The 12,226-nt window shown below is 65.5% G+C and carries 14 protein-coding genes; all 14 read right to left on the minus strand.

All coding sequences use genetic code 11. The annotated features are described in order from the left end of the window. Positions 1–267: 267 nt before the first annotated feature. The 14 genes from AB4Z16_RS17655 to nuoH all read right to left on the minus strand — a co-directional run bounded on the left by AB4Z16_RS17655 (position 268) and on the right by nuoH (position 12,226). The gene (locus AB4Z16_RS17655; protein ID WP_441512669.1) at positions 268–498 is read right to left on the minus strand and encodes a DUF1467 family protein; all 231 of its coding nucleotides are present in this window, start codon (positions 496–498) and stop codon (positions 268–270) included. Continuing rightward, complete coding sequence (locus AB4Z16_RS17660; RefSeq protein ID WP_441512670.1) at positions 495–887, minus strand: RidA family protein; 393 nt, start codon at positions 885–887, stop codon at positions 495–497. Before AB4Z16_RS17660 ends, AB4Z16_RS17655 begins: the two co-directional genes overlap by 4 nt. A gap of 5 nt (positions 888–892) precedes the next feature. Further along, entirely contained in the window at positions 893–1,297 is a 405-nt protein-coding gene (gene mce, locus AB4Z16_RS17665) for a methylmalonyl-CoA epimerase (protein WP_441512671.1), read from the minus strand. Between the two features lie 36 nt (positions 1,298–1,333). Then, the gene (locus AB4Z16_RS17670; protein ID WP_441512672.1) at positions 1,334–3,004 is read right to left on the minus strand and encodes a ribonuclease J; all 1,671 of its coding nucleotides are present in this window, start codon (positions 3,002–3,004) and stop codon (positions 1,334–1,336) included. Positions 3,005–3,263: 259 nt separating this feature from the next. Next, positions 3,264–4,019, minus strand: a complete 756-nt coding sequence (locus tag AB4Z16_RS17675; RefSeq protein ID WP_441512673.1) for a biotin--[acetyl-CoA-carboxylase] ligase — start codon at positions 4,017–4,019, stop codon at positions 3,264–3,266. Between the two features lie 11 nt (positions 4,020–4,030). Further along, entirely contained in the window at positions 4,031–5,458 is a 1,428-nt protein-coding gene (nuoN, locus tag AB4Z16_RS17680) for an NADH-quinone oxidoreductase subunit NuoN (RefSeq protein WP_441512674.1), read from the minus strand. A 9-nt stretch (positions 5,459–5,467) separates the two neighbouring features. After that, a complete protein-coding gene (locus AB4Z16_RS17685) occupies positions 5,468–6,982 on the minus strand; it encodes an NADH-quinone oxidoreductase subunit M (RefSeq protein WP_441470614.1) in 1,515 nt (504 codons plus the stop codon). Positions 6,983–6,986: 4 nt separating this feature from the next. Continuing rightward, entirely contained in the window at positions 6,987–9,020 is a 2,034-nt protein-coding gene (gene nuoL, locus AB4Z16_RS17690) for an NADH-quinone oxidoreductase subunit L (RefSeq protein ID WP_441512675.1), read from the minus strand. Positions 9,021–9,049: 29 nt separating this feature from the next. Then, positions 9,050–9,358 (minus strand): NADH-quinone oxidoreductase subunit NuoK, encoded by a 309-nt coding sequence (gene nuoK / locus AB4Z16_RS17695; protein ID WP_061968159.1) that lies wholly within the window; start codon positions 9,356–9,358, stop codon positions 9,050–9,052. Continuing rightward, positions 9,358–9,981 carry an NADH-quinone oxidoreductase subunit J gene (locus tag AB4Z16_RS17700; RefSeq protein WP_441512676.1) on the minus strand — a complete coding sequence of 208 codons (624 nt, stop codon included), beginning with the start codon at positions 9,979–9,981 and terminating at the stop codon, positions 9,358–9,360. Before AB4Z16_RS17700 ends, nuoK begins: the two co-directional genes overlap by 1 nt. 254 nt (positions 9,982–10,235) lie before the next feature. Further along, entirely contained in the window at positions 10,236–10,724 is a 489-nt protein-coding gene (gene nuoI / locus AB4Z16_RS17705) for an NADH-quinone oxidoreductase subunit NuoI (protein WP_038367698.1), read from the minus strand. 19 nt (positions 10,725–10,743) lie between these two features. Then, positions 10,744–10,980 carry a hypothetical protein gene (locus AB4Z16_RS17710; RefSeq protein ID WP_441512677.1) on the minus strand — a complete coding sequence of 79 codons (237 nt, stop codon included), beginning with the start codon at positions 10,978–10,980 and terminating at the stop codon, positions 10,744–10,746. After that, entirely contained in the window at positions 10,977–11,141 is a 165-nt protein-coding gene (locus tag AB4Z16_RS17715) for a hypothetical protein (protein ID WP_441512678.1), read from the minus strand. The genes AB4Z16_RS17710 and AB4Z16_RS17715 overlap by 4 nt, the downstream gene beginning before the upstream one ends. Positions 11,142–11,173: 32 nt before the next feature. Further along, a complete protein-coding gene (gene nuoH / locus AB4Z16_RS17720; protein WP_441512679.1) occupies positions 11,174–12,226 on the minus strand; it encodes an NADH-quinone oxidoreductase subunit NuoH in 1,053 nt (350 codons plus the stop codon).

The following is a 12,226-nucleotide window of genomic DNA, read 5'->3' on the forward strand; positions in this document are numbered from 1 at the left end:
CCAGGTCTCGGGAGGACAAACGCCCGCCTAGTATCCGAGTCGCACGCAACCAGACGCGCGCCGATACTGCGGTAAAAAAAGACTATCCAAGGCAAGGCATCGGCCTTGCCTTTTTCTTTGCCGGCTGCCCCGCCGCTCTACCTGCCGAAGCTTTTCCTCATCCCACAGCGATCGGAAGCGTCCTGCCCTAGCATGGCGCGCGTCTGCCGGACACGGCAGCGCCTTCCGATCCCTATCCTGCCGGCAGAGCCCTGCGAGTGCGCCATTTCAGATGTCGTAGGTCACCCAGACGTACCAGACGCCGGCGAAAATCACCGCGGCGACGACCGAGGTGATCGCGGCTTTCTTGAGCAGCCCCGGCAGGATCGGCGCACCCGGCTCGGTTCCCTCGACGACGTCACCCGTCTCGTGCTGGCTGCGGATGCCGAAGGGCAGCACGGCGAAGAGCGTGATCCACCAGATCACGAAATAGAGCGCGAGCCCGCCAACGATGTTCATGCGCCGCTCCCCGCGAGGGCGATGCAGGCGAAAGCGACCCGGGCCTCGGTCGGCACGCCGAAGCGTGCGGTATGGCGCGCCGGCAAGCCGTTGGGAAAATGCCTGACATACTCCGCGTTGCAGGCAGCGTAGTCGGCGGGATCGGTGATCAGCATGGTCATCTGCACGACGCGATCGAGCGAGCTGCCGGCCTCCTCCAGGATCTCCCCGATGCGAAGCAAGGCATTGCGTACTTGCTCCGCGGCCGTGTCGCCCCGGAAGATACCGAGAGCGGGATCGTGCGGCGCCGACTGGCCGGAAACGAAGACCATCCCACCAGCGACGGTCGCCGCGCTGAAGGGGCGTGGCGAGCCGGGCTCCGGCTGGCCGAGGAAAGCGATCTCGGTCATGACTGTCAGGCCTGTTCCAGTTCGACCAGCGTGCCGAGGAAATCCTTGGGATGCAAGAAGAGCACGGGCTTGCCATGGGCGCCGATGCGTGGCTCGCCGGAGCCGAGGACCCGCGCGCCCTGCGCCTTCAGCCGGTCGCGAGCGGCGAGGATATCGTCGACCTCGTAGCAGATGTGATGGACGCCGCCATCGGCATTGCGCTCGAGGAACTTCGCGATCGGCGAGTCGGCGCCAAGCGGCTCCAGCAGTTCCACCTTGGTATTGGGCAGCTCGACGAAGACCACGGTGACGCCATGTTCCGGCTGCGGCAGCGGCTGCGAGACGCGCGCACCCAGCGTGTCGCGATAGAGCGCCGTCGAGGCCGCGAGATCCTTCACCGCGATGGCGACATGGTTGAGGCGTCCGATCATCTTCGTCTTCTCCAGCCCGGCGGCGCTGCGCCTGTTCTACACCTCGACCACCAGCGCATGCACCAGTGGCTTCTTGCCCCACTCCTCGTTGACAGCGCTGCGCACGCCGCGCTCCAGCGCGTTGCGAAGGGCCTCGGGGTCACGGCGGCGGGCCTTGGGGATGCCGTCGAGCAGTTCACTGACGGTATCGGCGACGTACTCGTCGAAATCCGTACCATCGCGGGTGCGTGGCGGCAGGCCGAGCACCGCGATTTCCGGCTCGCCCGCGATGCCGCCCTTCTCGTCGACGGCAACCGCGATTGAGACGATGCCGGCGAAGGAGAGCCGCCGTCGCTCCTGCAGCGTCTTCTCAAGGGCGTTCACCAGCAAGGAGCCGTCCTGGTAGAGCCGGCCATGCGGGGCCTCGTCGACCTTCCTCGCGCCCTCACCCGAAATCGCGACGACGTCGCCATTGCCGGCGCGCATCACATGCTTCACGCCAAGACTGCGGGCGAAGGTCTCGTGCTCGGCGAGATGCAGATCCTCGCCATGGGCTGGGATGGCGATCTGCGGCTTCAGCCAGCCATAGAGCCTCGCCATCTCCTCGCGACGCGGATGGCCGGAGACATGCACGAGATGGGTGCGGTCGGTGATGATCTCGATATTGTCGCGGGCCAGCGCATTCAGGATGTTGCCGACCGATTTCTCGTTGCCGGGAATGGTGCGCGACGAGAAGATCACGCGGTCTCCGGCGGAAAGCGCAATCTCGGGATGGTCATCCGCGGCGATGCGCGAGAGCGCGGCGCGCGGCTCGCCCTGGCTACCGGTCAACAGCGCCACCACCTTGTCGCGCGGCAGGTAGCCATAGGCATCGACGGGACGGAAGGCAGGGATGCCGTCGAGATAGCCGCATTCGCGGGCCACATCGATGACGCGATCCATCGCGCGGCCGACCACCACCACCTCGCGCTCATTCGCCATGGCGGCCTCGGCTACCGCACGCAGCCGCGCCACGTTGGATGCGAAGGTGGTGACGGCGACACGACCGGGCGCGGAGGCCACCAGCTCCTTCAGCTTGGCGGCGACGTCGGCCTCGCTCGGGCTGATGCCGTCGCGCATGACATTGGTCGAGTCGCAGACCAGGGCCAGCACGCCCTCCTCACCGAGTTCGCGCAGGCGCTTTTCGTCGGTGGGCAGGCCGACGCGCGGCGTCGGGTCGATCTTCCAATCGCCGGTGTGGACGACGAGGCCGGCCGGGGTGCGGATGGCGAGCGCATTCGACTCGGGGATGGAATGCGCAACCGGCACATATTCGATGTCGAACGGCCCGAGCGTGATGCGCCCGCCCTGCGCCACGACGTTGATCTCGACATTGGGCGCGCCGGGCTCGGAGAGCCGGCGCGTCGCGAGGAGGCCTGCGGCGAAGCGCGTGCAGTAGACCGGCGCCCGCAGCGAAGGCCAGAGCGCGGCGAGCGCGCCGATATGGTCCTCATGGGCATGGGTGATGACGATGCCGAGGAGGTTCGCCCGCTCCTCGATGATGTAGCGCAGATCGGGCAGGACGATATCGACGCCCGGCGCTTCCGGGCCGGCGAAGGACAGGCCGCAATCGACCAGGATCCATTTGCGTCTCCCCTCGGGCCCGAAGCCGTAGAGGGCGGCGTTCATGCCGATCTCGCCGAGGCCGCCGAGGGGAACGAAAACGAGCTGGTCGCTGGAGCGGGTCACTGGCAATCCTGAAGGCATGGCAGTCGCCAACAGCGCATCATTGCGCGCCGATGCCGACTTGCCGGGAGATCTTGCGGGATACGCGGTGCATCCCGGACGAAGCGAAGCGGAGATCCGGGATGCATGCCGGCGCGATTCCGGCTCGCGTTCCGGCATGGATCCCGGGTCGTCCTTCGGCCGCCCGGGATGACCGCGTGGAACCGACGAATTCCTCTAGCATGGTCGTGACGCGGCAGGCCAGCATGGCCGCCCGCGCATCTCAGGCCGCTCCAAAGAAGAGATCGCCCGCATCGATGACGCGCCGGCCGGCTTCCGTTTCGAGTTCGAGACGCCCCGTCGGGTCGAGACCGACAAATCGCCCCGCCAGCGGACCGTCAGGCAGGCGGATGGTGATGGTCTCGCCGAGAAAGGCGGCGCGCTCGAGCCAGGCGGCACGGATCGGCCCGAAGCCACCGGGCTGGGACCAGATGGCGAAGCGCTGGGCGAAGGCGTCGCTCAGCCCCGTCAGCATCGTCTCGACATTGGCCTGCGGCGCTGCCGCCTTGAGGAAGGTCGCGGGGTAAGGTGTGTCGGAGGGGCAGGAAGCGATGTTCACGCCGCAGCCGACGATGACGTTGAGCCGCCCTGCCCGGCTCTCGCCTTCGAGCAGCAGGCCCGAGGTCTTGGCGCGATCGAGCAGCAGATCGTTCGGCCATTTCAGCTTCAGCCCGGACGCGGCCGGGCCGAGCAGCTTCGCCGCGGCATCGTGCAGGGCAAGGCCCACCACGAAGCCGAGCTGCGGTGCCAGCGCCGGCTCGCACGGGTCGGTCAGCAGCAGGCTCGCATAGAGATTGCCGCGCGGCGAGCCCCATTGCCGGCCATGCCGGCCTCTGCCGGCATTCTGGCTGCGGGCGACGATCCAGAGCTTGCCCGGCTCGCCCTGATCGAGCGCGCGGCGGGCCTCCTCCATGGTCGAGGCGACCTCGTCGCGGATGATCAGCCGGTAGCCCGCTGCGCGGGCGGCTTCGCCGAGCACGCGCCGTCGGCTCAGAAGAGCGACTTCGCCGCCGCCTCGGCCGCATTGAAGAGCGGCGCCGGCAGCAACGAAAGCACCAGCACGAAGATGGTCGAGAACAACAGCACGGTGCGCACGCCGTAATCCGCGGTCTCGAAGGCCGGCTTCGGATCGTCGAAATACATCACCTTGACGAGGCGCAGATAATAATAGGCGCCGACGACGCTGGTGATTACGCCGACGACGGCGAGAACGTAGAGCTTGGCCTCGATCGCGGCGAGGAAGACGTACCACTTCGCCCAGAAGCCGGCGAGCGGCGGGATGCCGGCGAGCGAGAACATCATCATCGACATCGCGAACGCCATCCAGCGATTGGTACGGGACAGGCCGGCAAGCTCCGAGATGTCCTCGACCAGTTTTCCGTCACGGCGCATCATCAGCACGCAGGCGAAGGCGGCGAGCGTCGTGGCGAGATAGATCGCCATATAGGTCATCACGCCCTGCACGCCGCCAGGGGTGCCGGCGGCGAGACCGACCAGCGCGTAACCCATGTTCGCGATGGAAGAATAGGCGAGCAGGCGCTTGATATTGCGCTGGCCGATCGCGGCGAAGGCGCCGAGCGCCATCGAGGCGATCGAGATGAAGACGATGATCTGGCGCCAGTCCTGGATCGCGCCCGGGAAGGCGCCGACGAAGATGCGGACCACCATCGCCATGGCGGCCATCTTGGGAGCCGAGGCGAAGAAGGCGGCGACGGGGGTCGGAGCGCCCTCATAGACGTCCGGCGTCCACATATGGAACGGCACGGCCGAGATCTTGAAGGCGACGCCGGCGGCGATGAAGACGATGCCGAAGATCAGGCCGATGCCGGCATGGCCGCCCTGCGTCGCCGCGGCAATGCCGGTGAAGGTGACGGTGCCGGTGAAGCCGTAGACCAGCGAGGCGCCATAGAGCAGCATGCCGGAGGAGAGCGCGCCGAGCACGAAATACTTCAGGCCCGCCTCGGTCGACTTCGCATTGTCGCGGTCGAACGCCGCGACGACATAGAGCGCCAGCGACTGCAGCTCGAGTCCGACATAGAGGCTGATGAGATCGTTGGCCGAGATCATCATCATCATGCCGATGGTCGCGAGCACGACGAGAATGGGGAATTCGAAGCGCATCGCCCCCTCGCGCCGCAGCGTATCGGCGGAGAGAAGGATCGTGGCGCCGGCGCCGATGAGCGTCAGCACCTTCATGAAGCGGGAGAAGCCGTCGGCGATGAAGCCGTTGTTGAAGGTCAGGAGCTTGCCGCCGGCCGAGACGACCAGCACCAAGGCGACCGCGAGCAGCACGAGGGCGAGGCCTTCGAGCAGGCGCGTCGCGCGCTCACCCTGGATCGCGCCGACCAGCACCATCGCGATGGCGCCGACGGCGAGGATGATTTCCGGCAGGGCCGGGCCGAGAGCGGGCAGAGCCATGACGAGACCTTACTGCACGGCCGCCACTGCCGTCTTCGCGACAGTGAGGGCAGCCTGATAGTTCTTGATGAGCGCTTCAGTCGGCGCCGCGAAGGCGTCGAGGATCGTGTGCGGTTGCACGCCGTACCAGATCGTCAGCAGGACGAGCGGGACCAGGATCGCGATCTCGCGGCCGTTCAGGTCCTTGATGTCCTTGAGCTCCGGCTTGACGAGTTCGCCGAAGACGACCCGGCGGTAGAGCCAGAGCGCATAGGCGGCCGAGAGAATGACGCCTGAGGTCGCGAAGAAGGCAACCCAGGGATTGGCGCGGAAGGCGCCGACCAGCGTCAGAAACTCGCCGACGAAACCGGCGGTGCCCGGCAGGCCGACATTGGCCATGGTGAAGACCATGAACACCACCGCGTAGAGCGGCATGCGGTTCACCAGCCCGCCATAGGCCGCGATCTCGCGGGTGTGCATGCGGTCGTAGATCACGCCGACGCAGAGGAAGAGCGCGCCGGAGACGAGGCCATGGCTCATCATCTGGAACATCGCGCCCTGGATGCCCTGCGGCGTCAGGGTGAACAGCCCCATGGTGACGAAGCCCATATGCGCCACCGAGGAGTAGGCGATCAGCTTCTTGATATCCTCCTGCATCAGCGCCACGAGCGACGTGTAGACGATGGCGATGACGGAGAGCGCGAAGACCAGCGGCGCGAAATAATGCGACGCCTCCGGGAACATCGGGATCGAGAAGCGGATGAAGCCGTAGCCGCCCATCTTCAGCAGAATCGCCGCCAGGATGACGGAACCGGCCGTCGGCGCCTCGACGTGCGCGTCGGGCAGCCAAGTATGGACCGGCCACATCGGCATCTTCACCGCGAAGGAGGCGAAGAAGGCGAGCCACAGCCATGTCTGCATGCCGGCAGGGAATTTGTGGGCGAGCAGCGCCGGAATGTCGGTCGTACCGGCGTTCCAGTACATCGCCATCACCGCCAGCAGCATCAGCACCGAGCCGAGCAGCGTGTAGAGGAAGAACTTGTAGGAGGCGTAGACGCGCCGCTTGCCACCCCAGATGCCGATGATCAGGAACATCGGGATCAGGCCGGCTTCGAAGAACAGGTAGAACAGCACGAGGTCGAGCGCCGCGAAGACGCCGATCATCAGCGTCTCCAGGATCAGGAAGGCGACCATGTACTCTGCCACCCGCTTCTCGACCGAGGTCCAGGAGGCGAGGATGCAGAACGGCATCAGGAAGGCCGTCAGCACGATGAAGGGGAAGGAAAAGCCGTCGACGCCAAGCTTGAACTTGATGGCGTCGGAGACCCAGCCATGGGTCTCGACCATCTGGAAGCCGGGGTTGGCCGTGTCGAAGCGGCTCCAGGCGACGCAGGCGAGCACGAAGGTCAGCACCGTCGTGATCAGCGCCGCCCAGCGGGCGTTGGAGTCGACCGAGGCCTGATCGCCGCGCTGCGCCAGGATGAAGGCAGCGCCGACCAGCGGCAGGACCAGAAGACCGGTGAGGATACCGAAACCGAAGGACATCATCTCACCCGCGGGTCACAAGATACCAAGTCACCAGCCCGGCGACGCCGATCAGCATCGCGAAGGCATAGTGATAGAGATAGCCGGTCTGCAGCCGGACCACCCGGTTGGTCACATCGACCACGCGTGCCGAGATGCCGTCCGGTCCGAGGCCGTCGATGACCAGGCCATCGCCCTTCTTCCAGAGGAAGCGGCCGAGCCATTTCGCCGGGCGCACGAACAGGAAGTCGTAGAGCTCGTCGAAGTACCACTTGTTCAGCAGGAACTGGTACAGCGCCGGGTTCGCAGCCGCGAGCTTGCCCGGAATGTCCGGCCGGCGGACATACATCCAGTAGGCGAGCACGAAGCCGATCACCATCGCCACGAACGGCGATGCCACGACCCACTTGGGCACCTCGTGCATGGTATGCAGGATGTGGTTGTCCTTGCCCATGAACAGGGACGACTTCCAGAAATGCTCGAAGTCGTGCCCGACGAAGTACTCCTTGAAGGCGACGCCAGCGAAGATCGCGCCGACCGAAAGCAGCGCGAGCGGCAGCAGCATCACCCAAGGGCTCTCATGCGGCGTGTGATCATGGCCGTGGCCGTGAGCGTCATGGCCGTGCGCATGGTCGTGCGCGGCATGGGCATGGTCATCGTGACCATGCGAGTCATGGCCATGGCCCCAGCGCGGTGCGCCCTCGAAGGTCATGAAATAGAGCCGCCAGGAATAGAAGGACGTCATGCAGGCGGCGACGACCAGCAGGATGAAGGCATAGGAGCTGGCGAAGCCACCATGCTCGACCGAGGCATAGGCGCTCTCGATGATCGCATCCTTCGAGAAGAAGCCGGCGAAGCCGAAAACCGTCCCGGGGATACCGACGCCGGTCAGCGCCAGGGTGCCGATCGTCATCGCCGCCGCGGTCAGCGGGATGTGCTTACGCAGGCCGCCCATGCGGCGCATGTCCTGCTCGTGGTGCATCGCGTGGATGACCGAGCCGGCGCCCAAGAAGAGCAAGGCCTTGAAGAAGGCGTGGGTGAAGAGGTGGAAGATGCCGGCGCCGTAATTGCCGACGCCGAGCGCGACGAACATGTAGCCGAGCTGCGAGCAGGTCGAATACGCGATGACGCGCTTGATGTCGTTCTGCACGAGGCCGACCGTCGCGGCGAAGAAGGCCGTGGTCGCGCCGATGACGACGACGACGGTGAGCGCGACGGGAGCATACTCGAAGAGCGGTGACAGGCGCGCCACCATGAAGACACCGGCAGTGACCATGGTCGCGGCATGGATGAGGGCCGAGACCGGGGTCGGGCCTTCCATCGCGTCCGGCAGCCAGGTGTGGAGCAGGAACTGGGCCGACTTGCCCATCGCGCCGACGAACAGCAGCAGGCAGGTCAGGGTCAGCGCGTTCCAGTCATAGCCGAGAAAGCGGAAGCCCTGGTTCACGAACTCGCCGGCGCGCGGGAAGATCGCGTCGAAGGCGACCGAGCCGAACAGCACGAAGACCAGGAACATGCCCAGCGAGAAGCCGAAGTCGCCGACGCGGTTGACGATGAAGGCCTTCATCGCCGCGGCATTGGCCGAAGGCTTCTGGTACCAGAAGCCGATCAGCAGATAGGAGGCGAGACCGACGCCCTCCCAGCCGAAGAACATCTGGACGAGATTATCCGCCGTCACCAGCATCAGCATCGCGAAGGTGAACAGCGAGAGATAGGCGAAGAAGCGCGGCCGGTGCGGATCCTCGTGCATGTAGCCGATCGAGTAGAGGTGCACGAGCGACGACACGGTGTTGACGACGACCAGCATCACGGCGGTCAGCGTGTCCACGCGGAAGGCCCAGTCGACCTGCAGGCTGCCGGAGGAAATCCAGCTCGCAACCTGGATGCGCGTCGTGCCGGAGCCGAAGCCGACCTGGACGAGGGCAACCCAGGACAGGATTGCCGAGACGATGAGCAGCGAGGTCGTGACGATCTCGGAGCCGCGCGCGCCGATCAGCCGGCCGAAGAGGCCGGCGATCAGGAAGCCGATCAGGGGGAGGAAGACGATCAGGTGATACATGGTCGTGAGGTCCAGGCGCCAGGCAGCGCTCAGCCTTTCATCATGTTGATGTCTTCCACCGCGATCGTGCCGCGGTTGCGGAAGTAGACGACGAGAATGGCGAGGCCGATCGCGGCCTCAGCCGCCGCCACCGTGAGCACCAGCAGCGCGAAGACCTGTCCGACGATGTCGTTCAGGAAGCTCGAGAAGGCGACGAAGTTCAGGTTGACCGAGAGCAGGATGAGCTCGACCGACATCAGGATGACGATGACGTTCTTGCGGTTGATGAAGATGCCGAGCACGCCGAGCGTGAACAGGATGGCGCTGACGGCGAGATAATGGCCCAGTCCGATCGTCATCATGCCATCTCCTCGGGAACGCCGGCGCGCGAGGGCACCTGCTTGACCTCCATCGCCGCGTCCTTGGTACGGGCGTTCTGGGTCGGGACGTGCTGGCGCTTGATACCGTGGCGCTCGCGCAGCGTCAGCACGATCGCGCCGATCATGGCGACCAGCAGCACGAGACCCGCCGCCTGGAAGTAGTAGACATACTGGGTGTAGAGCACGCGGCCGAGCGCCTCGGTATTGGTCATGCCGGCGGGGATCGCGGCGACCGGCGCCTTGACGATCTGCGGGTCGATCACCCAGGCGCCGACGACCAGCAGCAGTTCGACGGCGAAGATGAAGCCGATCAGCGCCCCCACCGGTAGATAGTTCAGGAACCCCTGGCGGAACTCGGCGAAATCGACGTCGAGCATCATCACGACGAAGAGGAAGAGCACCGCGACCGCGCCGACATAGACGACGACCAGCAGCATCGCGAGGAACTCGGCGCCGAGCAGCATGAACAGCCCGGCCGCGTTGACGAAGGCCAGGATCAGGAACAGCACCGAGTGCACGGGATTGCGCGAGGCTACCACCATGAAGGCAGATGCCACGGTAACGCCTGCAAAGAGATAGAAGAAAGCCGCTGCGGCATTCATCTCGGCCAGCCCTTCCCGCCCCTTTTCGGTGCGGTCCTCGTTTGGTTCGTGCGCCGGGACTCGGGGTCCCGGAGCAATTTGGAGCGTCTATAATCAGGCCCGCCGGGCGCGACAACCGCGCGGCGGGTCTGGTCTCGTTCTAGGACGTCATTCTCGGGCGAAGCGAAGCGCAGACCCGAGAATCTCTGGCAGAACGAGGCGTCGGAGCCTCTTCCTGCACGAGATGCTCGGGTCAAGCCCGAGCATGACGGCAGCTACCGATACGGCGCATCCATCGCGATGTTGCGCGCAATCTCGCGTTCCCAGCGCGCGCCGTTCGCGAGCAGCTTGTCCTTGTCGTAGAACAGCTCCTCGCGGGTCTCGGTCGCGAACTCGAAATTCGGCCCCTCGACGATGGCATCGACCGGGCAGGCCTCCTGGCAGAAGCCGCAATAGATGCACTTCGTCATGTCGATGTCGTAACGGGTGGTGCGGCGCGTGCCGTCGTTGCGGCGCGGGCCGGCCTCGATGGTGATGGCCTGCGCCGGGCAGATCGCCTCGCAGAGCTTGCACGCGATGCAGCGCTCCTCGCCGTTCGGATAGCGGCGCAGCGCGTGCTCGCCACGGAAACGTGGCGAGAGCTGGCCCTTCTCGAACGGGTAGTTCAGCGTCGCCTTCGGCTTGAAGAAGTAGCGCATCGACAGGCCGATCGCCCCGACGAACTCCTTCAGCAGCAGGCCCCTTGCGGCTTGCGCGAGTGACATCGCCTTCGTCCTTCCATCCTCAGCCGAACAAAGTCCGGCCGATCACGAAACCCAGGATCGGCGTGAAGCCGATCGTGATTGCCATCAGCGCCCACCGCAGGATGCGGATGCGGCGCTCATAATCATTCTTCTCGGCCTCGGTCGTGGAGTGATCCGCGCGCCTGAGCGCCCCGATCACCACGGCCGTCATCAGCCGGTATTCTAGCAGACCCAGCCCGAAGCCGATCAAGGCACCGAGCCAACCCGCCATATTCATGCCGTCAGCAGCCCGAGCCACTGAACGGCCTTGTATCCGCCGAAGCCACCGAAGACCGCGGCGGCCACCGCCCCTCCGAGCGCCACGTCCAGCGCGTCGAAGATCCGGCTTCGCCGCGCCCACCAGCACGCGGAGCCGTAAAGAACCAGTGCTGCGATCATGCCGAATGCAATTCCGGAGATCGCAGCCAAACTCATCCGCCGACCGGCCCCCAGCCAGTCAGTTGCAGCACCAGCGCCACCAGAACGACGCTCGCGATCGAGAGCGGCAGGAAGACCTTCCAGCCCAGGCGCATCAGTTGATCGTAGCGGTAGCGCGGCACGAAGGCCTTCACCAGCGCGAACATGAAGAAGACCAGGCAGATCTTGAGCGCGAACCAGAACACGCCGGGCAGCCAGGTGAAGGGCGGCAGCGCGACCGGCGGCGCCCAGCCACCGAGGAACAGGATCGTCGTCAGCGAGCACATGGTCATGATCGCCACGTATTCGCCGAGCATGAACAGCAGGTACGGCGTCGAGGAATACTCGACCATGAAGCCCGCCACGAGCTCCGATTCCGCCTCGGCCAGATCGAAGGGCGGCCGGTTCGTCTCGGCCAACGCCGAGACGAAGAAGACGACGAACATCGGGAAGAGCGGCAGGAAGTACCAGTTCAGGATGCTGAGCCAGGGAACGCCGAGCGCATGGGCGAGCCCGCGGTTCTGCTGGGCTTCGACGATGGCCGAGAGGTTCAGCGAGCCGACGCAGAGCAGCACGGTGATGATGACGAAGCCGATCGAGACCTCATAGGACACCATCTGCGCCGCCGAGCGCAGCGCGCTCATGAACGGATATTTCGAGTTCGAGGCCCAGCCGGCCATGATGATGCCGTAGACGCCGAGCGAGGAGATCGCGAGGATGTAGAGCACGCCGACATTGATGTCGGCGATCGCCCAACCCTCTGCCACCGGGATCACCGCCCAGGCGCCGAGCGCCAAGAGGCAAGAGATGAATGGTGCCAGCAGGAAGAGACCCTTGTTCGCGCCGGCCGGGATAATCGGCTCCTTGAGCGCGAACTTGATCAGGTCCGCGAAGCTCTGGAACAGGCCCCAGGGACCGACCACGTTCGGGCCGCGGCGCAGCTGCACCGCCGCCCAGACCTTGCGGTCGGCGAGCAGGATATAGGCGATGAAGACCAGCAGGCAGACCAGCAGCAGCAGGCTCTTGCCGAGGATGATCGCGATATCGAGGACGAGGTCCCAGTTCAT

It is taken from the genome of Allobosea sp. TAF32, from assembly GCF_052113585.1.
Classification (GTDB): Bacteria; Pseudomonadota; Alphaproteobacteria; order Rhizobiales; family Beijerinckiaceae; genus Allobosea.

Excerpts from the sequence above, each read along its gene's own strand:
- AB4Z16_RS17655 (WP_441512669.1), bottom strand. The coding sequence starts at position 498 with ATGAACATCGTTGGCGGGCTCGCGCTCTATTTCGTGATCTGGTGGATC.
- AB4Z16_RS17660 (WP_441512670.1), bottom strand. The coding sequence starts at position 887 with ATGACCGAGATCGCTTTCCTCGGCCAGCCGGAGCCCGGCTCGCCACGC.
- mce (WP_441512671.1), bottom strand. The coding sequence starts at position 1,297 with ATGATCGGACGCCTCAACCATGTCGCCATCGCGGTGAAGGATCTCGCG.
- nuoN (WP_441512674.1), bottom strand. The coding sequence starts at position 5,458 with ATGGCTCTGCCCGCTCTCGGCCCGGCCCTGCCGGAAATCATCCTCGCC.
- AB4Z16_RS17685 (WP_441470614.1), bottom strand. The coding sequence starts at position 6,982 with ATGTCCTTCGGTTTCGGTATCCTCACCGGTCTTCTGGTCCTGCCGCTG.
- nuoL (WP_441512675.1), bottom strand. The coding sequence starts at position 9,020 with ATGTATCACCTGATCGTCTTCCTCCCCCTGATCGGCTTCCTGATCGCC.
- nuoK (WP_061968159.1), bottom strand. The coding sequence starts at position 9,358 with ATGACGATCGGACTGGGCCATTATCTCGCCGTCAGCGCCATCCTGTTC.
- AB4Z16_RS17700 (WP_441512676.1), bottom strand. The coding sequence starts at position 9,981 with ATGAATGCCGCAGCGGCTTTCTTCTATCTCTTTGCAGGCGTTACCGTG.
- nuoI (WP_038367698.1), bottom strand. The coding sequence starts at position 10,724 with ATGTCACTCGCGCAAGCCGCAAGGGGCCTGCTGCTGAAGGAGTTCGTC.
- AB4Z16_RS17710 (WP_441512677.1), bottom strand. The coding sequence starts at position 10,980 with ATGAATATGGCGGGTTGGCTCGGTGCCTTGATCGGCTTCGGGCTGGGT.
- AB4Z16_RS17715 (WP_441512678.1), bottom strand. The coding sequence starts at position 11,141 with ATGATCGCAGCACTGGTTCTTTACGGCTCCGCGTGCTGGTGGGCGCGG.
- nuoH (WP_441512679.1), bottom strand. The coding sequence starts at position 12,226 with ATGAACTGGGACCTCGTCCTCGATATCGCGATCATCCTCGGCAAGAGC.